General features: G+C 67.1%; 22 protein-coding genes and 2 tRNA genes. 11 read left to right on the plus strand and 13 right to left on the minus strand.

The annotated features are described in order from the left end of the window. Positions 1–10: 10 nt before the first annotated feature. Positions 11–373: a response regulator gene (locus AB0881_RS30290; protein ID WP_366622401.1), complete on the minus strand. Its 363-nt coding sequence runs from the start codon at positions 371–373 to the stop codon at positions 11–13. A 125-nt stretch (positions 374–498) separates the two neighbouring features. On the opposite strand from AB0881_RS30290, the gene AB0881_RS30295 reads away from it, so the two are divergent. Next, positions 499–573: transfer RNA gene (locus tag AB0881_RS30295), tRNA-Arg, on the plus strand. A 348-nt stretch (positions 574–921) separates the two neighbouring features. Then, positions 922–2490: a zinc-ribbon domain-containing protein gene (locus AB0881_RS30300; protein ID WP_366622403.1), complete on the plus strand. Its 1569-nt coding sequence runs from the start codon at positions 922–924 to the stop codon at positions 2488–2490. Between the two features lie 169 nt (positions 2491–2659). Here the strand turns inward: AB0881_RS30300 and AB0881_RS30305 are convergent, their stop codons facing one another. Further along, on the minus strand, positions 2660–3847 hold the full coding sequence (locus AB0881_RS30305; protein WP_366622409.1) for a site-specific integrase: 1188 nt from the start codon (positions 3845–3847) through the stop codon (positions 2660–2662). Here AB0881_RS30305 and AB0881_RS30310 point away from each other — a divergent pair. Beyond that, positions 3813–4196 (plus strand): 2'-5' RNA ligase family protein, encoded by a 384-nt coding sequence (locus AB0881_RS30310; RefSeq protein WP_366622405.1) that lies wholly within the window; start codon positions 3813–3815, stop codon positions 4194–4196. The two genes, AB0881_RS30305 and AB0881_RS30310, sit on opposite strands and share 35 nt — an antisense overlap. A gap of 210 nt (positions 4197–4406) precedes the next feature. Next, the gene (locus tag AB0881_RS30315) at positions 4407–5177 is read left to right on the plus strand and encodes a phage Gp37/Gp68 family protein (RefSeq protein WP_366622407.1); all 771 of its coding nucleotides are present in this window, start codon (positions 4407–4409) and stop codon (positions 5175–5177) included. On the opposite strand, the gene tcmP is transcribed toward AB0881_RS30315, so the two are convergent. Continuing rightward, a complete protein-coding gene (gene tcmP, locus AB0881_RS30320; protein ID WP_366622335.1) occupies positions 5159–6250 on the minus strand; it encodes a three-Cys-motif partner protein TcmP in 1092 nt (363 codons plus the stop codon). The two genes, AB0881_RS30315 and tcmP, sit on opposite strands and share 19 nt — an antisense overlap. A 259-nt stretch (positions 6251–6509) precedes the next feature. Here tcmP and AB0881_RS30325 point away from each other — a divergent pair. From AB0881_RS30325 to AB0881_RS30335, 3 genes are all read left to right on the plus strand, one after another. Beyond that, positions 6510–6591: transfer RNA gene (locus tag AB0881_RS30325), tRNA-Arg, on the plus strand. A 450-nt stretch (positions 6592–7041) separates the two neighbouring features. Continuing rightward, positions 7042–7278: a hypothetical protein gene (locus tag AB0881_RS30330; protein WP_366622337.1), complete on the plus strand. Its 237-nt coding sequence runs from the start codon at positions 7042–7044 to the stop codon at positions 7276–7278. 332 nt (positions 7279–7610) lie between these two features. After that, positions 7611–7814, plus strand: a complete 204-nt coding sequence (locus AB0881_RS30335; RefSeq protein ID WP_366622339.1) for a hypothetical protein — start codon at positions 7611–7613, stop codon at positions 7812–7814. Between the two features lie 60 nt (positions 7815–7874). Here the strand turns inward: AB0881_RS30335 and AB0881_RS30340 are convergent, their stop codons facing one another. From AB0881_RS30340 to AB0881_RS30365, 6 genes are all read right to left on the minus strand, one after another. After that, complete coding sequence (locus tag AB0881_RS30340; RefSeq protein WP_366622341.1) at positions 7875–8216, minus strand: hypothetical protein; 342 nt, start codon at positions 8214–8216, stop codon at positions 7875–7877. Positions 8217–8849: 633 nt separating this feature from the next. Then, a complete protein-coding gene (locus tag AB0881_RS30345) occupies positions 8850–9743 on the minus strand; it encodes a class I SAM-dependent methyltransferase (RefSeq protein WP_366622343.1) in 894 nt (297 codons plus the stop codon). Positions 9744–9958: 215 nt separating this feature from the next. Next, positions 9959–10825 (minus strand): hypothetical protein, encoded by an 867-nt coding sequence (locus AB0881_RS30350; RefSeq protein ID WP_366622344.1) that lies wholly within the window; start codon positions 10823–10825, stop codon positions 9959–9961. An 83-nt stretch (positions 10826–10908) separates the two neighbouring features. Beyond that, on the minus strand, positions 10909–11715 hold the full coding sequence (locus AB0881_RS30355; protein ID WP_366622346.1) for a transporter substrate-binding domain-containing protein: 807 nt from the start codon (positions 11713–11715) through the stop codon (positions 10909–10911). Between the two features lie 353 nt (positions 11716–12068). Further along, a complete protein-coding gene (locus tag AB0881_RS30360; RefSeq protein ID WP_366622348.1) occupies positions 12069–12956 on the minus strand; it encodes a PfkB family carbohydrate kinase in 888 nt (295 codons plus the stop codon). A 19-nt stretch (positions 12957–12975) separates the two neighbouring features. Beyond that, positions 12976–13515: an isochorismatase family cysteine hydrolase gene (locus AB0881_RS30365; RefSeq protein ID WP_366622350.1), complete on the minus strand. Its 540-nt coding sequence runs from the start codon at positions 13513–13515 to the stop codon at positions 12976–12978. Positions 13516–13573: 58 nt separating this feature from the next. On the opposite strand from AB0881_RS30365, the gene AB0881_RS30370 reads away from it, so the two are divergent. Together AB0881_RS30370 and AB0881_RS30375 are read left to right on the plus strand one after the other, a co-directional pair. Continuing rightward, the gene (locus AB0881_RS30370; protein ID WP_366622352.1) at positions 13574–13951 is read left to right on the plus strand and encodes a YchJ family metal-binding protein; all 378 of its coding nucleotides are present in this window, start codon (positions 13574–13576) and stop codon (positions 13949–13951) included. 81 nt (positions 13952–14032) lie between these two features. Next, complete coding sequence (locus AB0881_RS30375) at positions 14033–14524, plus strand: hypothetical protein (protein ID WP_366622354.1); 492 nt, start codon at positions 14033–14035, stop codon at positions 14522–14524. A 39-nt stretch (positions 14525–14563) separates the two neighbouring features. Here the strand turns inward: AB0881_RS30375 and AB0881_RS30380 are convergent, their stop codons facing one another. The 3 genes from AB0881_RS30380 to AB0881_RS30390 form a co-directional block, all read right to left on the minus strand. After that, positions 14564–15541: an SRPBCC family protein gene (locus tag AB0881_RS30380; RefSeq protein ID WP_366622355.1), complete on the minus strand. Its 978-nt coding sequence runs from the start codon at positions 15539–15541 to the stop codon at positions 14564–14566. Positions 15542–15557: 16 nt separating this feature from the next. Then, positions 15558–16385 (minus strand): SRPBCC family protein, encoded by an 828-nt coding sequence (locus AB0881_RS30385; protein WP_366622356.1) that lies wholly within the window; start codon positions 16383–16385, stop codon positions 15558–15560. Positions 16386–16762: 377 nt separating this feature from the next. Next, the gene (locus AB0881_RS30390) at positions 16763–18640 is read right to left on the minus strand and encodes an ABC transporter ATP-binding protein (protein ID WP_366622358.1); all 1878 of its coding nucleotides are present in this window, start codon (positions 18638–18640) and stop codon (positions 16763–16765) included. A gap of 127 nt (positions 18641–18767) precedes the next feature. On the opposite strand from AB0881_RS30390, the gene AB0881_RS30395 reads away from it, so the two are divergent. Then, entirely contained in the window at positions 18768–19928 is a 1161-nt protein-coding gene (locus AB0881_RS30395) for an aminotransferase class V-fold PLP-dependent enzyme (RefSeq protein ID WP_366622360.1), read from the plus strand. A gap of 65 nt (positions 19929–19993) precedes the next feature. Here the strand turns inward: AB0881_RS30395 and AB0881_RS30400 are convergent, their stop codons facing one another. Next, positions 19994–20413, minus strand: coding sequence for a CBS domain-containing protein (locus AB0881_RS30400; RefSeq protein ID WP_366622363.1), 420 nt, complete (start codon positions 20411–20413; stop codon positions 19994–19996). A gap of 236 nt (positions 20414–20649) precedes the next feature. Here AB0881_RS30400 and AB0881_RS30405 point away from each other — a divergent pair, with 236 nt between their 5' ends. Then, the gene (locus AB0881_RS30405; protein ID WP_366622365.1) at positions 20650–22920 is read left to right on the plus strand and encodes a hypothetical protein; all 2271 of its coding nucleotides are present in this window, start codon (positions 20650–20652) and stop codon (positions 22918–22920) included.

Consider the following 22920-nt stretch of genomic DNA (forward strand, 5'->3'; position numbering starts at 1 on the left):
TATCCGACCACTATGTGGACGCGGCCGCCAGCTTCCGCACGGTCTGGATCAGCTGGTTCGGATCGAACGGCTTGGTCACGTACGCGTCGACACCGATCTCATGCCCCCTCCTGACATCGTGCTCCTGCGCCCGCGCCGTGATCATGACGACCTTCACGTGCCGGGTGTCCTCGTCCTCCCGCAACCGCATCGCGGTCACCCACCCGTCCAGCCGCGGCATCATCACGTCCAGCGTGATCACATCGGGCCGTACCTCCCGCACCCGCTCCAGGCAGTCCTGACCATCCACCGCGGTCGACACCTCGAACCCCTCGAGCTGCAGGTTCACCGCGATGAGCTGCCTGATCACCTCATCGTCATCGACGACCAGCACGCGTCCCAGTGGCTCGGTCACGGCCTCGAAGTTAGTCGACTCCACACAGCAACGCACGGCGAACCGTCCAGGTGCGCGCGGACTCCCCAACCCTGGTAACCTTCTTCTCGCGCCGCAGGGCGCACGCCCCCTTAGCTCAGGGGATAGAGCAACGGCCTCCGGAGCCGTGTGCGCAGGTTCGAATCCTGCAGGGGGCACCACCAACTGATCAGCAAAACACCAAGCTGACCAGCACAGACACCACGAGAGCGGGCGGGACCTCAGTCCAACTGAGTCCCGCCCGCTCTCGTTGTTTAGCAGTGTCCGCGAGAGACCCACGAGAGAGACCCCCGTGATGGCTCGTTGGTCCCCGTCATCCCTCTTCTGTGGCGCTGCAACCTTCGGCGACAGCCACGTGACGGCCGACGAGTTATACGACGTCCTCAGGGCGGCCGGCAGAATGTCGTACCCCTCAGGCACGCTGCTCAGACGCTGGCCTACGCAAAGGCCTCCCGGGACGCTCCGAGGGACAGATGCCCAAGCCGAGGTTGATTGATCATCATGAACTGATGAGCCAATGGCTTTGGGAGCTAAACGAACCACTAGGGCTTGACCCACGTCGCCTACGACAGGGCAGCGACAAAAAGGCATATTGGCGATTCCCCTGCGGCCATGTCGGTGCAGCAATAATCAACGCTCGAGTCAGGGGACACGACTGCAAACTCTGCGCACCGACGAAAGTGGGACTCAAGCGTCGCATTCCACGCCCCGGACAGTCCCTCGCCGAAAAACGCCCCGATCTCCTGGCCGAGTGGGATTACGATCTAAATGAAGTAGATCCCTCGGAAGTTGCAGCCCAATCCAATCTCCGGCGTCACTGGATCTGCCCCACAGGACACAGATACGATGCCGGAGTCAATGAGCGCCACAGAGGCAGGGGGTGCCCATATTGTCGTGGATTAAGGGTAGGGCAAGGCAATGACCTCGCTACTCTACGTCCCGACCTAGCGGCCGAATGGGATTGGGATAACAATGGCACCCTCACCCCCAGTACTGTCACCACCGGCTCAATGAAGATGATTAGCTGGATCTGTTCTAACAACCCTGATCATCGATGGGATGCTACGCCCGCGAATCGTCGTACACGAAACTGCCCGTACTGCGCAAATCGCCGTTTACATGCAAGCAACAGCCTCCTCGCCGCGTCACCTTTGCTGGCATCCGAATGGCATCCCAATAAAAATCACCCACTGACTCCTGATCGAGTCCTGAACGGGGGAGCCCAGAAAGTTTGGTGGCTCTGTGCCGCGTGCGGACATGAGTGGCATGCAGCAATAAGCAGTCGGATCAACGGCACGGGATGTTGGCCTTGCGGAAAGACTAAGACTCGCCAGAAGCTGCGAAAGCCGGAGGCAGGTCACGCTCTTGCGGATCTGGCGCCCGACCTCGCCGTCGAGTGGCACCCAACACTGAATGCCTTGACCTCGTTCGATGTCGGCCCTGGAAGCGGACTGCCCGCTTGGTGGAGATGCTCTAGGGGACACGTGTGGCAAGCTGCACCCGACACTCGTACGCGCATCGGAAGTGGGTGCGAAAAGTGCCAGATGGGAAGCACGTCCGCCCTCGAAATTAGAATATTTGCTGAACTAGAATACGTCTTGAGTCGCTGTAATTTCATTGCCCAACATAGCATTAAGCCAACAGGTGTCGCGCGTGCAATCGGTGCGGTGGACATGCTATTTGCTGACCGCGACCAGACCCAATCCGGGATTGTTGTGGAGTTCGATGGTTCCTGGTGGCATAGCACGCGCGATGAAGCAGATAGACACAAGGTCTACGTCCTCGAAGAGGCCGGATATGGAGTGATCCGGATCCGAGAGAATCCCCTTCCCCTACTAGGTCCGTGTGATATCAGTGTACGCAAATACGCTAGTCCTCACTCGATCACAGTCAAGGTGCTGCGGAAGATCGTGACGCTCGACTGGGTCGACACTCGGACTTCCGATGCCATAGATTCATATGTAGCGAACGGCCTGCCAGTTGCCACAGAGCGTGCCTCTAAAATGATCCACGACAGGGGCGGCTACGATCTAGCAGTATCCGCCGCGTTACTCAGGAAGGCGGTTCGCTCCCGGTAGCGATTGGAAAGACTAAGTTGCAAGGTGTGGGTGCGACTCTGCAAGTCGATCCATCGAGACTGGCCGGACCGAACCGCGGACCAGCCGAAATATCGGGCGAGCACTAAACAAGGTGCCCGCCCGATTCAATTCGTCGACATCGCTCGCGAAAGAAGCCTGCCAGGGGCGCTTACTTGCCTCCGTCGCCCTCCTCTAGTGTCCGTTCGATACGCCGGTTGATGTTGTCCTCCTGACCGTCCAGGCAGCCGGCGTAGCGCTTGAGTAGCACCTCTACCGAGTTGCCCGCGCGCTTCGCCACGTCGGCCGGCGAGACTCCCGCGTTGAGCCATGTGCTCAGGGCCGCGTGCCGCAGGTCGTACGGGCGTCCGGCTAGCGGAGATTGCGCCTGGGCGGGTGTGAGCGCGAGTTGGCGGGCTTCCTCCCATGCTCGGGAGTAGGTAGAGGCGCCCAGGATGCCGCCGCGCTCGTTGCGGAACAGACGGCCGTCATCGGCGGCCCCGAACTCCTTGAGATGCCCCATGAGGATGGCCACAAGGCTCGGCGGGATGGGCACGATCCTCGCGCTGTACGCGGCTCGCTGCTTGAGGCCGCGCGGATCGTGTCGTTCCCCGTGGTCGGTCCACTTCTTGGACGTGACCGGCAGCGTCTTGACCAGCGTGAGCCGTCCCCATCCCTCGTCCGGTAGGTGGCAGTCGATTTCCCGTAGCGCGATGGCCTCAGCCAGGCGGAGTCCGGCGTAGTACAGCGTGGCGAAGAACGCCACCAGGCGGCGGCCACGGGCGCGATGGTACGAACCAACGTAGGACAGAGCGGCCAGCAGCTCCCGAGCCTGCCCGTGCGTGACAACTACGCGCGGGTCTACCTCCTCTTGCTTGGCTATGCGCTTGTCCTTGACGCCCTTGAGCGGGTTCTGGGGCAGCTCCCCCAGCTCTACGGCGTACTCGACCGCCGTGTTGAGCCCGCGCCGGTGCCGGTTATAGGTGTCGCTTGCCGCGGGCTTGTCGTCCAACGTCAGCGCGAGCCGCCGCACCACCCGGCGCGTGATCTCCGGTACGGCAAGCGCGCTGAGCGGCCGGGAGCGCGACCGGAGCCACCGGAGCCCGGCAGACAGCTCCCTTGGCGGCTCGGCATCCTTGTTGACCGGCAGGACGGCCCACAGGAACGACGTACGAAGCTCCCTGTACGGCGGGCAGTCGGCACCGTCCTCAACCATCGCCAGCATCGCCGTTGCGAGACTGTCGGTGATGGAGTCGCGCGTCTTCGCCGCGGCACCGTCCCGGTCGGCAGTACTGACAGCATTACAAAAAGAGCAGATGCAGAGAATGCTTGAGCTGACCTCTACCTCACTCGCAGACACACCACCTATCGAGGTCACGCTAGGACGGGTGCTATACCACCCTGAGGCAGTCATGCTGGGCATAGAGCCCACAGAGGATCTGGCTCCAGTACTGCTCGCAGCAAGATCGGCCACACAGCAAGTCACCGGCCAGGAAGGTGTCACAACTAGCGGCCCTGGTGATTGGGTTCCCCATATGACGCTGTGCTACAGCACTGCTAATCAGCCAGCCAAGCCGTTGATCGACGCCATCGGCCTAACCATTGGACACTGCACCGTGACTATCGACACCATGACACTCGTTGTCCAGTGGGGACCGGAGCGTCAATGGGCTTGGCAGCCGATGGGTGAAGTTCACATTGGCCGCTAGTCGAAGCCTCAGCTCGATCACGATCCTCCGCGTCCTCTGACGCCGATCGAGGAACGCTGACATCATCGACCGTGGGTGCCGACGTCCACCCAAGCGATGCCCGATTTATGCAACATCGACCGAATCCATCTACTACAAAGGGTAGTATTTTCGAATCATTGCAACTATACTATCGACTACGCGCACACCACGACGAATCCGGAGACCATGATGGCCGACAGAAGCAGGATCGAATGGACAGAGGCCACATGGAATCCCACAACTGGATGCGACAAGATTTCTTCTGGATGCGATAACTGCTACGCCTTGACTATGTCTGCAAGACTGAAGGCAATGGGAAAGGTAAAATACCAGAACGACGGAGATCCACGAACTTCGGGTCCTGGATTCGGACTAACGACACACCCCGATGCTCTAGAGTTGCCTCTCAAGTGGCGGAGCCCGCGCGTCGTATTCGTTAATTCCATGTCCGACCTCTTTCATGCACGTGTGCCTCGGTCTTTTATTGGGCGGGTATTTGAGGTCATGGCCGAGACTCCTCAGCACACATACCAGATTCTCACGAAGCGAGCTCGGCGCCTCGCATCGATAGCCGATGATCTCACCTGGCCTCATAATGTCTGGATGGGTGTCTCAGTTGAGGATTCGAGCCAGTTGCACAGGGTCGATGACCTACGCAAAACTCCAGCACAAGTCCGCTTCCTATCGTGCGAGCCGCTTCTTGGACCACTCGACGAGCTGAACTTGCAGGACATTCATTGGGTGATCGCAGGTGGTGAGAGTGGGCCTCAACATCGACCGGTTGACGCCGACTGGGTACGCGGGATTCGAGATAAGTGCACAGAGGCGAGCGTTCCGTTCTTCTTCAAACAGTGGGGAGGACGCACACCGAAGGCCGGCGGACGAACACTGGACGGCCGCACCTGGGACGATCAGCCCCAAAGGAAGGTATTGAGTACAACTCAGTCTGAGGAGCCGTAAAACCTCACGATCGATTCATCCGGCCACGGCGACCTTGACTCTAGTGGACTCTCTCGCACAGCCATCCCGTCCCCAGCCATGGCCGTAAGAACATTACGAAGATGCGTCTTCTTGAAACCAAGGCGAAAAGTCTGCTCGGTCAACTCATGGAGACTCTTCTTCTGCCCTTTCAGGGACTCCAGCCATTCACGCAGCCTGTCAACGAGCGGCTCTTCACCGCCAAAGATGTCCAACTGTTCCGTACCACGAAACTCGTTGACCACTTCGCCTTTGTAGTTGTCCATACGCCACTTGACCTGATTAAAACACTGAAGTCCAGCAGGGTTGTGGGTGGCGAAGACAATAGAGTATCGGGCAGCCTCATTCTTGCTCGATATAGAGAAGGCTTCAGTGTAGACAGACCCGAGAGACTCAAGACTATCGCGATATATACGCTGGAGTTTTGCTTTTCTCGCTGACTCTCCTTCGACTTTCAGCGCCTCCTTCCAGTTGGCGCCACCAAAGTGCCGATTCAGAGCCTCATGTTTGTTAGGGTCACCACAGAAGCGGTAGATCTCATCCGCGAACCATGTAATCAGCACTTCGTCTCGTGTTTGCGCGAGACAGCGTCTTACCAGATCCAGAGGCAGACTGTTGATGTCGAACGGGTCAAGAATCCAGAGCGCAGGAATCCCCGAATCATTCCCATGCGCAGCGAAGTTCAGTTCATCAAGCCTGTCGAGAGCGGTCCCAGGCGGCAGAACGTTAGAGACAAGTTTCGGCGTCTTCGGCAGCGCAGCAAGCAATCCAGCCAGGTGATCGCGTCGATCTTGCCGCTTCTCGGAGCACACCAGGCGCAGTGTGTTAAAGCGATCCCGTCGAGAATGCTCAAGGAACGTCTTGGCGATGACGATAGACGACCCATCCGGGCCGTCCAAGTACTCACCAGGACCAGCAAACGCATCGACGATCGCTGCGTAGTTGAAACGCTGGCAGAGCTTCCCCATCCAACAGCCCAGATAGCCTCGGTACACCTGGTGCTTGAGCAGAGTACGCGGCTCACTCTTCCACAGAAGCCCCTGCGGCTGCCCCATCTTGCCCCCTTGGTGTATGCCCTCGTACCGCTCAATTGTGCACAAGCAACATCACTCTGACAACAGACCGTTACCGGTCTAGTACACATCTGGCTGCCGAACCTGGCCGTAAACCAACTAGCTCCTCGCGCGTCCCGCGCGCAGCAGCAGTCGATGCGAAGACTCAGGACCGACGTGGCTGAACCTCGGACAGGGACTAGATCACCCCCGACGAGAGAGACGCGAGAGGGCGGCGGTTCTAGGCCGAACTCCAGGCGTCGCCCCAGCTCAGCGCCTCGCGCTCTACGGAGTTGGTATGGCCTCCGGAGCCGTATGTGCAGGTTCGAATCCTGCAGGGGGCACCCAAGATGATCAGCCAGAACCCCGGTTGACCAGGCACTACGCCGGTCACCGGGGTTTCGCATGTAGGCAGCCATGCGCCAGGGGAGGCCACCGTTTGTCGCCGTTCCCGGAATATACGCGGAATGGCTTCCGAGCCCCTCAGCGCAGGTCACCCCAAAGAAAAGGGCCCCGGTACGGAACCGGGGCCCATGTCCCCCACTCGGCCACGTTGACCGCCGGCACCTCGGCGTTCAGCCGCCACGAGACCCCGGCATGCCGGAAGTCGCACGGCCTCCGCGCCAACAGCGCACTCGGGGCGCGGCAACGGCCCGAGTCGCCAAGGGCTGGGCGTTCGTGTCCCAGTGCCCGCCGTTCCTCGGCTGCCATCGGTCACTGGGCAACGCGTTGATACCAAAATCGTTAGAACCGCAACATTCACTGGGAGATCAACTCGTGTCACCGTGGCACCTATGAACCGCGAAGAGCATTCGAATCGGATGCAGAAGCAGCGCGAAGCCAACGGCGAAACCTTTACCGGTGTTCTACGGCGGGTGGGAACGCGGCCACTTCTGGCGATCAAGGTGCTTCTCGTCCTCATCACCACAGCCATTATCGGTATCGCTCTCTTCGAACCACCCTATGAGTCAGTTCTGACGATGCTCGTCGGTGTGCCGGCGGTGACATGGCTGATACGCCGATCCCAGTAGCAGGTAGCTGGTAGACCGCTGCACAACAAGCCTCCGGCAGGGCCTCAAGCAGTCACCCTGATTTCGGAGGAGAGTAGATCAATTCGATCGGCCTGGACCGGGCTATGACGTAGCCACATGCCCACTCGGCTTGCATGCGATAAGAATATGCAACCTCCGTCGACAGATTGGGCCGACCGCGATTCTGAGAGCCGCTTCACCCTCGTCCACACCAACCAAAGGTCGGCAGCATGCGCGAGGTCGTGATCTGAGGAGGACTACTGATAGATGCGGTCACCCGGTCTCGATCGGCAAATCGGCACCATGCTCGCCTTATGTGGAAGAATCCGCGCATGACCGACCGCTGGCCTGAGATTGATGAGCACATCGTCAATCATCGAATTATCCCGGCCCTGAGGGTCTTGCGAGAGACGTTCGGCTACTGTATTTCCGAGGCGATCGAGGTATTCGACGAACGGTGCAGCCATCTGCGGGAGACCAGGCCTGGCAACTTCACCGTGGGCCCCGAGGAGTACGGCAAGTACGTCTACAGCTGACTTGCGAGATCTAGAACGTGCGCGAAACAGGGCGAGGGCGAATTTTGTTCTGGCGGGTGGTCAGTCGTACTGGGACTGACTTCTTGCCCATCGGCGGAATTTCCATCGGTAGATCGGGCCGACCGCGAACCTGAAAGCCGCTTCATCCTCGTCGAGCGCCAGCCGTAGTCGCCTGATGGTCGGAGAACCGTCGGTCGAGCGCAAGCGAAGGCGCAGCAGGCGAACGCGGAAGAACGCCGCCCACGTGGGGTCGTTCCGTTGAGCCTCGATTACCGGCCGGACGGCGTCGAACGCCGGCAAGGGATGGAAGCGGCACCGGACCACGGGTTGGTCCCGCTCGATCTCCCGGAGGAGGGCGATCGGCTGCGACCCTCGTGTGAGGACGTAATCGACTTCGTCCATCTCCGCCCGCTCCTGCCGCCGATTCGCCGCACTCAGCCCTGATCGCTGTACAGCCTCCCATTGGCGGGCTGCCAGGGAAAGCCTCAGCGTGGGCACTCAGGGAAGGGCCTGAACGAGTCGTGCTACTGGGCCGAGGTCGCTCGGGCTAGTCATCTGGACTCTGGGGCGAAGGCGGATGGAAATAGACGGTCAGGCTCGGCCATGGGCCGTCTTCGTTGATCTCGTTGTGGAGGATGAGGTCCTGCACCTCGATCGGCCCGAGCTCTTCTATGGAGTCGGCGACACGTCTCAGCAGGGCGGGCACGTCCCCTTGCTCAGGGCCCCTCGGGTTGGACTGCGAGAAGTGACGGATCGGCCAGGAAGTTGTCATCCGGCCATGTTGCCCTGCATGGGCGCCTCCGCACGAAAGTCCGGCGAGATCCCACTGGGGCTGGTCGCTGCTGGTGGCTGTGCTGATTTTCGGGCGGCGGCTCTGGCCTTGCGTGCGGTATCTGCCTGTGGGGCCGCGACAACGGATGGCTGCTTGCTTGGCGGTTCAGGCGGGGCTTTCGTGAGTTGGTGTGCTGGATGCAGTCGATCAGCCCGGAGGGTGATGTTCCCCGTGCGCCGGGACGCGGCGCATGGGGAACGGGGTCATTCGCCGGGGTTGCGGCGGCGCATGGATCTTGGGAGGGCGGTCACGGAGCGGCCGACCCGGAAGCTGACGGATTCGCGGACGCAGCGGAGCTCGTCGCGCGTGTCGGCCAGTTTGCGCTCCGTACGGGCGAGGCGCTCCTTCAGCTTGGCGACCTCGTCCTTCTTCGCGGACGAGGACTTCCCCTTGACGCGGACGAGAGGGCGCCCGGCGACCTGCTGCACCTCGTGCCAGAGGTCCTCGCGCCCGGCCAGCCATTCGAGGAGGTCCTTCTGCACGGGTTCCATGTCGCCCCAGACGCCGTACAGCTTCTGGGTGGTGACGCAGATCGGGCGCAGGCCGTCGACGGCGACCGCCTCCCAGACCGCGGCCGACACGCCGGGGGTGTGCTCGGAGCGGTAGTCGTCGCAGACGACGACGCCGTCGTCGGGCAGCATCACATGGGAGGCGTCGATGTCGGCGTGGACGTGTTCGTACAGGTGGGACGCGTCAACGTGCACGAAACGGCAGCTGTCGGGGTCGACATGCTCGAGGATCTGGGACGTCGGCGCCTGGACGATCTCTGGAAGCCGGTCGTGGAAGGCGGTGTAGTTCGCCTCGAAGGCCTGGCGGGTCAGGGTGGAGTACGACCCGTTCATCTCGGCCTGGTTGGAATCGTCGGGCGCCTCGGAGTCGAAGAGGTCGCAGACGGTGAAGTTCTCGTCCCCGCGCAGGTGGCGTCCCATGAGGACGGCGCTCTTGCCGAGGTAGGAACCGAGTTCCACGAGGTCGCCGTGCTGGCCGAGGCGTTCCTGGCGTTCCAGGAACCAGGTGAACAGGAGTTGGTCGACCTTCGGGAACCATCCCTTGATCTGGTCGAGTGAGGCTGGGGGCTTGGTCTCTTCTCTGATCACGTGAAGCTCCAACGTCATCATGTCGGGAGCGGTGGGCACAGGGATGCCCGCGCACGCGGGGCGTACGGAGGACAACGTCGTCGGCTTTGGCGGAGGGCCGAAGCCGACATGATAGGTGAGCCGGGCTTCTTGGCAACCGCAGCCGATCACTCGGTCGTGGCCTTACGAGTACGGTACGTTCCCTGCCGGCCGGCCGCGCCCTTTCACGCCGGGTTTTACTCGTAGTAATCCAGGCCGATCCCCAGCGTGCTCTGCATCGGGAGGAGGCCGGTGGCGACGATGTCGAGGACCGGGGGCATCAGGAGGTCGGCGAGACGGTCGGTCTCGGCGGGGGTGAGCGCGTCCCAGGGGGCGGCGGCCAGGTCGTCGGTGCGGTGCTCGACGGCGGTACGGAGGCGGCGGCCCTCGGCGGTGGCGGTGCCGTCGGCCTCCAGCAGGCCGCGGGCGGTGAGGCGATCGCGGGCGGCGGCCCATTCCTCGGCGGGCCACTGCCTGCTGCCGAACACCTCTTCGGGGGCGGCGCCCATGGCCGCGTGCGTGATCAGGGATTCGGCGGGGCCGAGGCCGTGGGCCTGGAGGGCGGCGATGTGGCCGTCGCCGCGGTGCTCGCGCAGGATCGTGGCGGCGTGCCAGAGCTCCAGGTGGGGTTCGGCGGGCCAGGGCAGCGCGGCGTTCGCGGCGGCCATCGGGCGGCCGGCCGTGCCGGCCGCCTCGGCGGCGCGGCGGGCCAGGGCGGCGGCCTCGCGCAGTTCGGGCGAGCCGATCCGGTCGCCGAGGAGGCGGCGGAGGGCGCGGTCCATTCCGGCGGTACGGGTCTTCAGCACCTGCTCGGGCGTGGCGGTACGCCAGGCGGGCGCCGTGTAGCGCTCCACCATGCGGGGGTTGAAGCTGTAGAACAGCGCGTTCACCAGGTGCGGGCCGGCCGGGCCGAGGGGCGCGGCGCGGTACGGGAAGTAGGCCGGCCAACGCTCGCCGGTGTCGTACCCGAGCGCGGCGGCCTCGGCGATCACCTCGGGCGCGTAGTAGAGCGTCGCGTGGACGGGCTCCAGCAGCTGCCACAGTCGCCGGGCGGTGTTCTCCATGTCGTTCCCCCAGTCCTCAATTCTTGACAGTGTCTAGATTGGGGCATGAGGGGCCATCTTGTCAATGACAAGTCGGGGGTGGGTCAGTCGCAGCCCTCGAACTGCGGCACTTCGGTCATCGCCACGTCCAGGCCGGTGCCGCCGAACCACTTCGCGACCAGCGTCCGGGCGGTTCCGTCCTGGTACATCCGGGTGATGGCCTGATTGAGGGCCACGCAGCCGTCCGGATCGCCGTGCCGGATGCCGATGCCGGTGTTCTGCTCGCTGAGCTTGACGTTCAGCAGGCGGGCGCCGCCGCCGTCGCGCTTGATCAGGCCGGCCAGGATCACGTCGTTGGTGGTGATCGCGTCGACCGCCCTCGCCTTGATCATCGCCATGCAGGCGTCGTAGTCCTTGGCCGGGACGAGCTGGGCGGACATCCCGTGCAGCGCGAGCAGCCGCTTGGTCGGATCGGCGCCCTCGACGGCGCAGAACCGCCGGTCCTTCAGGTCGCGGACGGCCTTGACCCGGGCGTCTCCGGCACGGACCATGACGTCCTGGTACGAGGTGTAGTACGGGCCGGCGAAGGCGATCTTCGTCTTGCGGTCGGGGGTGACCGACAGCGTGGCCAGGACGAGATCCGCGCGCTTCGAGGTCAGGGCCGGGATGCGATCGGCCGCCAGTACGGGGATGAACCGGACGTCCTTCCCGAGCCGGCGGGCGACATAGCGGGCGACGTCGATGTCGAAGCCCTCGAACGTCCCGTCCGGGCGCCGGAGGCCGAGCGACGGAAGGTCCGGCCGCACGCCCACGACCAGGGTCTCCTTGTCGAGGATCGACTCGGAGCGGGCACCGCCACAGCCCGCCGCCGCGAGACCTGCCAGCAGGACCATCGCTATGAAGAGCCGCATTTCCCGCCTCCCGGCGTTTTCAGATCCGTATCACCCGGATCCGCCCGTGGAGTCGGGCCTTGAACCGGGATTATCCCGGCATTGGAGATCGCGCCACAAGGGCGACGGCGAACGCCCATTCCGTTCGACCAGATCCGGCTCACGCTCATGTCGAACGGTGCCGCCGCGACGGGGCAGGCGGCGATCCCGCCTGGCGGACGTGCTCGCGCCATCGAGGACGTCCAGCGAGTTCACCGGTGACGATCTGCGGGTGTTCCCTGGGACTTCGCGTCGTTCGTGCGGATGTGCCGGGAGGTTGCGCGGGCCCGAGCCGATGGGCTTGGAATTCGGCGCCTAAGTCCTGGTGCGGGTGATCAGGTTCTCAGTGCGGGGCGGCCGCCGGGGTGGGCGGTGGTGGCTCCGGCGGCGGCTACGGCGTGGCGGGCCGCGTCGGGCGGGGACGCGCCGTGCAGCAGGGCGGCCGTGAGCGCCACCACCAGCGCGTCGCCGGCGCCGGTGGTGTCGACGACCGGCACGTCCTCCAGGGGCAGGAAGAGCTCACCGTCCGGCCAGACGAACATGTTTCCCGCGTCACCGACGGCCAGCGCGACCAGCGACGGGCCGCGGCGCAGCAGGTCGCGGCCGAGCCGGGCGGCTGTTTCGGGTGTATCGACGGGCGTTCCGGCCAGCAGGGCGGCCTCGCGGGCGTCGGCGCGCAGCACGTCCGCCGCGGCCAGCAGTTCGGGATCGTCCGCCGGCGGCGCGCCGTCCAGCACGATCCCCGCGTCCCGCGCCAGCCGCGCGGCGCGCAGGGCGGCGCCCGGCGGCTGCTGGAGCTGGAGGAGCACGAACCGCGCCCGCCGCAGGGAGCCGCGCGCCGCCTCGACGTCGGCCTCGGTCAGCAGGGTCGCGTCCGGGATGTCCTCCAGGTAGCGCCAGCGTGCGGAGCGGTCCACGATGTCGACGATCAGCGCGCTGCCGGTGCCCGTCCGGCGCACGACCGGCGCGGTGTCGATCCCGTCGGCGGCCGCCTGCTCGATGAGGCCGGTGCCGGCCGCGTCGTCGCCGACCACGCCGAGCAGCGCCACCCGCGCCCCGAGCTGGGCCAGGCCGACCGCCTGGTTGGCGCCCTTGCCGCCCAGCATCTCGCGCCGCTCCCGTACCGGGGCGGAACCCCCGGCGCCGGGGACCTCGTCCACGAGCAGGACGAGGTCGCGCGCCACCTGTCCCATCACGACGACCTCGGCGCCGGCCATCCGCATCACCCCTTCTCCGCCGTCGTCAGCCCAGGCAATCGGCGGCGTCGACGATCTCCGCCCGCATGTTGCGCTCCATCATCCGCAGCGCCGCGGCACCGAGCTCCGGATCGATGTGCGCCACCGCGTCGCGCGGGATCCTGATCTGGAAATGCCGGACGTACGCGTCCAGCGCGCTGTAGAGCACGCACTGCTCGGTCACCTGGCCGGTGAGGATGATCGTGCGCACTCCCTCGCGGACCAGCAGGTACTCCAGCGCGGTGCCGTAGAAGACGCTGTGCCTGACCTTGGAGAGGAACGGGCAGCCGGCCGGTGGCCGGATCGGCTCCACCAGGTCGGGACGGCGGCCCCGCAGCGCGCTGCCGACCAGCTCGTCGGACGTGGCCGAGAAGTCGCCGTAGTTGTCGTTGACGTACAGCAGGTGCACGTCCTCGTGCTCGCGGGCGCGGTAGATCAGGTCCCGCAGCGGCTCGACGATCTTCTCGACATTGTTCCCGAGCGTGTCGGCGTCCTCGTGCTCGTACGGGTTCAGCATGTCGATCACGACCAGGGCCACGGTGCTCACGACCGGCTCCTGCCCTGATGATCGCCCGTTACTCCGGCCGGGCCGCCACAATGAGGGGATGCCCAAACGCCCCGCCACCTGCCCCTGCGGCTCGTCCGCCCCGTACCGCGACTGCTGCGGGCGGCTGCACCGCGGCCAGGCCCAGGCCAGGACGGCCGAGGAGCTGATGCGCTCCCGGTTCAGCGCCTTCGCCGTCCGGGACGCCGCGTACCTGCTGAAGAGCTGGCATCCCGGGACGCGGCCGCGGACGATCGACCTCCCGGCCGGGCTCCGCTGGGAACGCCTGGAAATCCTGAACACGGCCGAGGGCAGCCCGTTCCACACCAAGGGCACGGTCGAGTTCCGCGCGTACCACTCCCAGGGGGAACTCCACGAGGTCAGCCGCTTCGTCCGGCACGAGGGCGCCTGGGTCTATCTCGACGGCGACACCGCCTGACCCCGGCCGCGTGCGGCCAGGACGGGCCGCGGGCGCCCTCCGCTGCGTACGGTGAAGGCAGGTTGATCACCGGAGGAGCGGATGCGCGTCAGGAAGGGCGGGCGGGCGCCGGACGCGGACGAGCCGTGGAACGAGATCATCCCTGGTCTGTGGATGGGCGGCCACGTCTACGGCGGCGGCACGCAGGCGATCGTCCGGGACGAGTTCGACGTCGTCCTGAGCCTCTACGGGCGCGACGGCCACGGGCCGGACGAGCACGTGGAGCACCACTACGCGCCGATGCCGGACGGGCCGCTCGACCCCGATCAGATCTCGGCGGTCTGCCGGCTCGCGGACATCGCCGCCGAGGCCGTGCGAGACGGCCGGACGGTGCTCTCCCGCTGCCACTCCGGCTACAACCGGTCGGGCCTCGTCACGGCGCAGGCGCTGATCGCGATGGGCTACCCGGTCGGGGACGCGATCTTCCTGATCAGGTACCGCCGCTCCAGGTGGGCGCTCAACAACCCCCTGTTCGTGGACTACCTGGAGAGCGGTCTCGACGTCGCGCGCCTGCTCACCGGACTCGAATCCTGAACGCCGCTCCGGCCGCCGGCTCCCGGCTCCCGCCGGCCGTCAGGCGTCGGCGGACTCCTTCTGCGACCGGTCCTTCTCCTGCTCTGCGGCCTTCTCCTCCTCGGCGACGGCCTCCTCGTGCGTCTTGACGACCTCGCTGTCGCGGATCTCGCCGCGCCAGCCCTCGATCTCGTCGGGGCGCAGCAGCGACTGCGTCATCACGTACCGGCGGAAGTGCTTGAGCTCCAGCCGGACGCGGCGGCCCTGCGCCCGCCACAGGTTGCCGGTCCGCTCGAACAGGCCCTGCGGGTGGTACTCCAGGACGAGCAGGACGCGGGTCAGGTTGGGCGCGATCTTGTGGAAGCTGACCGTGCCGTCGACATGGCCCTTGGAGCCCTTGGAGCGCCACACGATGTGCCGGTCGGGGACCTGCTCAACGATCGTGGACTCCCACGTGCGGCTGGACCAGAAGATCTTGGCCTTCCAGTTCAGCTTCTCGTCGGCGGCCTGGTCGACGCTGACGACCTTCTTCATGAACGCCGGGTAGTCCTGGAACTGCGTCCACTGGTCGTACACCAGCCGCCGTGAGGCGCCGATGTCGATGTGCTCCTCGATGTTGGTCACCTTGACCTTCTTGGCGCCGCCACCGCCGCCCTTCCTGCCGAAGGACTCCTTGATGCGGGCGAAGAGGCCCGGCTTCTTCTCCTCGCCGCCGCCGTCGGGGTTCTCGCCGGTCTCGGCGGGGCGCTGCTCGTCCCTGGCCTCGGTGTCGGCCTCGTCGGGACGGTCCGCGCCGTCCTCGGCGCGGCGGCCGTTGAGGCGCTGCACGGCGCGTCCCGCGGCCACGGCGGCGCCGGCGCCGAGCAGCAGCCCGCCCGCGGTGCCGGCGGTACGGCCGCCGGGGACGCTGGGGAGCCGGCTCTTGGAGCCGCCGATCGGCAGCCTGCTCAGGGGGGACGCCTTCTTCCGGCCGCCGATCGGCAGGCGTTTGGCGACCTGCCCGGCGGGGAGCTTGGACGCCCAGTTTCCGCGCTTCATTGAATTCCTCCGTTCGTCAGCGCGCGATCGCGCGCTTCCGCTCGCTTTTCGGGGCTTCGACGACCTCGCCGTCATGGATCACGCCGCGCCAGCCCGCCACTTCCTCGGGGCGGACGAGCGAGCGCGTCATCACATGGCGGCGGAAATGCTTGAGTTCGAGCCGGACGCGGCGGCCCTGCGCCCGCCAGAGATTGGCGGTGCGCTCGAAGAGCCCGCGCGGCCGGTACTCGATCACCAGGAGCACGCGGGTGAGATCGCGCGCGAGGGCGTGGAAAGTGACCGTTCCGTCGATGCGGCCCCCGGCGCGCCAGGTGATGTGGTCGTCCGGCACCTGATCGACGATCGTGGCCTCCCAGCGGCGGCCGGACCAGAAGATCCTGGCCTTCCAGCTCAGCTTCTCGTCCGCGGTCTGGTCGACGCTGACGACCTTTTTCATGAAGGTCGGAAAGTCCTGGAACCGCGTCCACTGGTCGTACACCAGCCGGCGCGGCGCGCCGATGTCGATCTGCTCGACGATGGTGGTGACCCGCGCCTTCCGGCCGCCGCCGAAGATGCCCGCGAGCGTCTCCTTCAGCGCCGTCCAGCCCACGCTCAGCAGGGCCCGCACGGGGCTCTTGCCCTCGCTCAGCGCCCGCGCCCCGGCCAGTGCGGCCTTGACGAGGGGGCCGCCCTGCTCGGCCCTGGCGGTGAGCCGGCGGACGGCGCGTTCCAGCCTGCGCTCGTAGTACGCCACCAGGGACGCCCTCAGCCGCCGCCCGGGCCGCCACCGGCGCAGGGACATCCGTGCCCACAGTCCGGCCAGATAACCGGCGGCTCCGACCGCCACGCCTGTCCGGAATTTCATCTGCGCTTCACCTCGCCGTTCGCCCGGGGTCCTGCGCGGATTACCCGCGCAAATCCGAACAAAACAAAACGCAGCACCGGTCGAGAAGCCTGGAAGGCGAGAGAAGCGCCACCGTGATGAATCAGTCACGTACGGTGCCTGAAGTGGCCGCCTGGGCGGCCGCCGCAATGGCGGGTGCACATTTTGTGACGCCGCGCACATAAAGCGTGCGCGCCCTCACGCGAGAACGATTGTCCGGGTGATGAATCGGTAACCCACTGTGCCGTTCACCCCCACCCGAAAAGGCGACCACTCTCCGCGTGCGGGAGGGCGTGCGGGAGGGCAGGCGTGAAGGCCCCGCCTCCTGGTGGAGGCGGGGCCGTGGGGAGGCGGGCGGGTCAGGCCAGGGCCTTGGTCTCCTGGTGGTCGAACTGGGTGTGGTAGAGGTCGGCGTAGCGGCCGCCGGCCTCCAGGAGGGCGTCGTGGGTGCCGCGCTCGACGATGCGGCCGTCCTCGACGACCAGGATCTGGTCGGCGGCGCGGACGGTGGAGAGGCGGTGGGCGATGACCACCGCGGTGCGGCCGTCCAGCGCTTCGGTGAGGGCCTCCTGGACGGCGGCCTCGGACGTGGAGTCCAGGTGGGCGGTGGCCTCGTCGAGGATGACGACGCGGGGGCGGGCCAGCAGGAGGCGGGCGATGGTGAGGCGCTGGCGCTCGCCGCCGGACAGGCGGTAGCCGCGCTCGCCGACGATGGTGTCGAGCCCGTCGGGGAGGCCGGCGATGAGGTCCTTGAGGCGGGCGCGCTCCAGGACGTCCCACAGATCCTCTTCGGACGCCTCGGGGCGGGCCAGCAGCAGGTTGTCGCGGATGGACTCGTGGAACAGGTGACCGTCCTGGGTGACCATGCCGAGCGTCGCGCGGATCGTGGCGAAGTCCAGGTCGCGGACGTCGACGCCGCCCAGGCGGACGGTGCCGGCGTCGGGGTCGTAGAGGCGGGGCAGCAGCTGCGCGATGGTGGACTTGCCGGCGCCCGAGGAGCCGACCAGGGCGATCATCTGGCCGGGCTCGGCGCGGAACGAGACGTCGTGCAGGACGTCGACGCCGCCGCGGGTGTCGAGGGTCGCGACCTCTTCGAGGCTGGCCAGCGAGACCTTGTCGGCGGACGGGTAGGCGAAGGTGACGCCGTCGAACTCGACCGAGGCGGGCCCGTCGGGCATCGGGCGGGGCGAGCCCGGCTCGGCGACCAGCGGCTTGAGGTCCAGCACCTCGAAGACGCGCTCGAAGCTGACCAGGGCGCTCATCACCTCGACGCGGGAGCTGGCGAGGGCGGTCAGCGGGGCGTACAGGCGGGTGAGCAGCAGCGCGAGGGCGACCACGGCGCCCGCGTCGAGCTGGCCGCGCAGGGAGAAGAAGCCGCCGAGCCCGTAGACGAGGGCGAGGGCCAGCGCGGAGACCATCGTGAGCGCGGTGATGAAGACGTGCTGGACCATCGCGGTGCGGACGCCGATGTCGCGGACGCGGCGGGCGCGGGCGGCGAACTCGGCGGACTCGCGGTGGGGCCGGCCGAACAGCTTGACCAGGGTGGCGCCCGGCGCCGAGAAGCGCTCGGTCATCTGGGTGCTCATGGCGGCGTCGTGGCGGGCGGCCTCGCGCTCCAGGCGGGCGAGGCGGGAACCCATCCGGCGGGCCGGCAGCACGAAGACCGGGAGCAGCAGCAGCGCGAGGAGGGTGATCTGCCAGGAGATCTGCACCATGACGGCGAACGTCAGCAGGACGGTCACCAGGTTGCTGACGACGCCGGAGAGGGTGTCGCTGAACGCCCGCTGCGCCCCGATCACGTCGTTGTTGAGCCGGCTGACGAGTGCGCCCGTGCGGGTCCGGGTGAAGAACGCGACCGGCATGCGCTGGACGTGGTCGAACACGGCGGTGCGCAGGTCGAGGATCAGGCCCTCGCCGATGCTGGCCGAGAGCCACCGGTTGGCCAGCCCGAGCGCGCCCTCGGCGAGCGCCAGCCCGGCGATCAGCACGGCGAGCCAGACGACGGTGGAGGTCTCCGAGCCGCCGACGATCGCGTTCACGACGCGGCCCGCGAGGACGGGGGTGGCGACCGCCAGGACGGCCATCACGACGCTGGCGACCAGGAAGCAGGTGAGCATCCGGCGGTGCGGCCTGGCGAAGCGGCCGATGCGCTTCAGGGTCGCCTTCGAGAACGGCCTGCTGTCCTGAGCGTTCATGGCGTGGTGCAGCGACATCCACGCCGTGACTTCCATGTCCATCGGTCTCCCCGCTTCCCTCGGGCCACCGCCGGGCTGGCGGCCGTACGAGACGATGATGGAACCTCAAGAAAGCTTGAGGTCAACTCTCGCGTTGCCCTCAGCGTCGCAGGCGGGTACGACATTCCTGATGGACATCGATGAGCTGCGCGAACAGACCCCCGGATGCGCTCGGGTGACCCACCTCAACAACGCGGGCGCCGCGCTCCCGCCCCGGCAGGTGATCGACGCCGTGTCGGGCCACCTGCGCCTGGAGGCGGAGATCGGCGGGTACGAGGCCGCCGACCGCGCCGCCCCCGAACTGGAACGCTTCTACGACGCGGTCGCCGCGCTCATCGGCGCGGACCGCGACGAGATCGCGTACGTGGAGAACGCGACGCGCGCGTGGGACATGGCCTTCTACTCGATCCCGTTCGAGCCCGGCGACCGGATCCTGACGACCACGAGCGAGTACGCCAGCAACGCCATCCCCTACCTGCAACTCGCCGCGCGGCGCGGCGTCCGGGTCGAGGTCGTCCCCGACGACGCGCACGGGCAGATCTCCCTGGAGGCGCTGGAGGCGGAACTCGCCAGGGGCGGCGTGCGGCTGGTGTCGATCAACCACGTCCCGACGCACAACGGCCTGGTCAACCCGGCCGCCGAGGTGGGCCGGCTGTGCCGGGCGGCGGACGCGCTCTTCCTGCTGGACGCCTGCCAGTCCGCCGGCCAGCTGCGTCTGGACGTCGCCGAGCTGGGCTGCGACATGCTGTCGGCGACCGGCCGCAAGTTCCTGCGCGGGCCGCGCGGGACGGGGTTCCTGTACGTGCGGCGGTCGCTGCTGCGGACGCTCGAACCGCCGTTCCTCGACCTGCACTCGGCGAAATGGACGGCGCCCGACACGTACGAGATCCGCGGCGACGCGCGGCGCTTCGAGACGTGGGAACGGTACGTCGCCGGCCAGATCGGGCTCGGCGTCGCGGCGGAGCTCGCGCTGGACCTGGGCCTGGACGCCATCGAACGGCGGGTGACCGGCCTGGCCGCGCGGCTCCGGGAGGAACTGGCGGCACGTCCCGGGATCAAGGTGCTGGACCGCGGCGAACGGCGGTCGGGAATCGTGACGTTCCTCGTGGACGGCCACGACTCGCCCGAGCTGAAGCTCGCGCTGCGCGAGCGCGGCGTCAACGTCAGCTCGACCCATGTGGACGACCAGCGGTTCGATCCGGCCGCCACCCGCTCCGCGGTCCGCGCCTCGGTGCACTACTACAACACCGAGGAGGAGATGGAGCGCCTGCTGGCGGCGCTCCCCCTCTGATCTCTGAGTGAGCCTTCTCTGCGCTCTCCGAACGCTCTGGGCGGACTAGGCGGACTAGGCGGACGTCAGGCGTTGCCCTTGGCGGCGCTGATGTCCGCGAGCGCGGAGCCGCTGTCCTTCTCGATCGCCAGGTCGCCCAGCGAGACGATCCCGACCGGCTTCCCGTTCTCGATGACGGGCAGCCGGCGCACGGAACGTTCCCGCATGCGCTCGGCGGCCGTGTCGAGCGAGTCGTCCGGGCCGACGGTGGCGGTGACGTCGCTGCACAGCCCGCCGACCTTGGCGCCGGTCGGGTCGCCGCCCGCGGCCAGCCCGCGGACGACCAGGTCCCGGTCCGTCACCAGCCCGTACAGCCTGTCGTCGTCGGCGACCAGGACGGCGCCGATGTCCTCGTCGCGCATCGCCCGCGCGACGGTGACGATGTCGAGCTCCGGGGACACCGCCGTCGGTGATCCCGTCATGATGTCGCGGATCTTGGTGGCCATCGCTCCTCCTCGTGGTTCGGCCTCATGGTTCGGCTCGTCCCTCACCCCTGGGACACCCCCGCCCTACCCGGCAGCACGGGGGTCACTCACGGCTCGGAGCGGCGGCCCAATGAAGATCATCAATGCCTGGTCGCACGAACTTTCCGGCTAAACTCCACATCCTTGAATGGTGTACGGGGAGACGCCGGCGAGACCACTCCCGCCCGCCCGTGATCACGAGCCGAGGAGGTCGCGCCGTGCAGGATTCAGCGCCCCCGCAGGATCCTGAAGAGGCCACGACCGGAACGGGCGAAACGTCCCGTTCCGACACCGCGGAATTCGCCGTGGTACCGCCGCCCGAGAAGTCCCACGACGCCGAGAAGGCCGGAAAAGCCGAAGAGACCGAAGAGGTCGAAGAGGTCCGGCAGGCCGAAGAGGCCGGAGAATCCGAGGCGGCCGAAGAGGACGCCGGCGGTGCGGCGGAGGACGAAGCCGAGGCCCCGGAGGACGCCGCCGAGGACGCCCCCGAGGACTCTGGCGTCCCTGAGGAGCCCGGGCAGCCAGAGCAGCCTGAGGAACCCGAGAGGCCCGCGCGCGCCGAGCCGCCGAAGCTCGACCCGTCCGGACAGTGGACGATCAACCTGCCGTCTCCGGCCCCTTCCCCGTCTTCGTCGGCGACCGTTCCCGAGATCGATCCGAAGCCGGCGCTGAAGGCGTACGCGGAGACCGTCCCGGAGATCGACACCACCGCGTACAAGCCGGAGACCGAGCAGGAGCCCGAACCGGAACCGGTACCCGAGCCGGCGGAAGAGGAGCCCGAGGCCGCGACCACGGCCGAAGAGCCCCGCGAGGAGGTCACTCCGGAGCCGGAACCCGCACCGGAGCCAGAGCCGGAGCTGGAGCCGGAGCCGGAGCCGGCCGAGGAGTCCCCGACGCCGCCCGCGGCGTTCACCTCGCTGGACCTGCCGGCCGTTCAGGAGCCTCCGCAGCAGCCGCAGCGGCGGTACGCGGCGCCGCAGGCGTTCGCGCCCCCGCAACCGCAGCCTCCGCAGTCGCAACCGCAGCCGCGGCACGGCTCACCTCAGGGGTACGCGCCGCCACCACAGCAGCAGTTCCCGCGAGAAGCGCAGTACCCGCGGGAATCCCAGTACGCCCAAGAAACGCACTACGCACAAGAAGCGCAATACGCGCGCGAAACGCAGTATCCCCGCGAATCGACCTACACCCGCGAACCGCAGCTGCAGCCTCAGCCCCAACAGCAGCAGTACGAGCAGGAGCAGGAGCGCGATTACGGGGCCGTCTACGATGCGGCCGCCGCCGAGGCCAAGGGCGGCAAGAAGAAGCGCCGTGGGCTGATCTTCGCCGTCGTCGTGCTGCTCGTGGTGGCGGGCGCGGTGGCCGGGCAGTTGCTGCGCCCCTTGCCGGACCCGACCGTACGGCTCACGATCCCGACGTCCAGCCACACCTTCCCTGGTGCGGCGCCCACGCTCCCCTGGCCCGTGCAAGGGCAGTCGGCCCTCTACGTCGAGGGGCTCGGCATGATGGGCTCTTCCGGCGGGACGGTCCCGACGCCTACGGCGAGTGTCGCCAAGGTGATGACGGCGTACGTGTTCCTCAAGGAGCATCCGCTCGCCACCGGCCAGCCGGGGCCGACGTACACGGTCGCCCCTGAGGCGGCGGCGCAGATCCCGTCCCGCAAGCAGCGCGGGGAGTCGCTGCTCGGTGTGACGGCGGGGATGCGGCTGACCGAGCGCAAGGCGCTCGAAGCGCTGATGGTCATCTCGGCGAACGACGTCGCGCACGAGCTGGCGCGCTGGGATTCGGGCGATCCGAAGCTGTTCGTCCAGAAGATGAACGACACCGCCAAGGCGCTCGGGATGACGAGCACGACCTACACCGACCCGAGCGGCTACCTGTCCACGACCGTGAGCACCGCGGCCGACCAGCTGAAGCTGCTGCGGGCGGCGATGCGGGTGCCGGCGTTCGTCGAGATCGTGAGCAAGCGGGCGTACGTGCCGGACGGTCCCGGGCAGACCCGGCCGGGCGGCAACATCCTGCTCGGCCAGTACGGCGTGCTCGGCGGCAAGACGGGCTACACCGACGCGGCGGGCGGCAACTACGTGTTCGCCGCGCGCAAGGACGTCGGCGGGGTCAGCACGCTGTTCCTCGGCGCCGTGATGGGGCAGCAGTCGCCGAGCGCGATGGGCGCGCTCCAGGTGGGCCGGGATCTGGTCGCGGCGGCGCAGAGCGCCGTCACGGCGGTCACGCTGGCGCCGCAGGGCGCGCGGGTGGCGCAGGTTGACGACGGGCTCGGCGGCCGTACACCGCTGAACGCCGCGGCCCCGGTGACCGTGGTGGGCTGGCCGGGGCTGACCGTTCAGCTCAGCGTCGACGGGGATCCGCCCCATACGGCGGGCCAGGGCGAACGGGTGGCGTCCGTGAAGACGGGCGCGGCCAGCGTCCCCCTGCAGCTGGGCCAGAACCTGGATGAGCCGTCCATACCCGAACGGCTCATCCGGCTCCAGTGA

The sequence above is a fragment of the Spirillospora sp. NPDC029432 genome, from assembly GCF_040703975.1.
Lineage (GTDB): Bacteria > Actinomycetota > Actinomycetes > Streptosporangiales > Streptosporangiaceae > Spirillospora.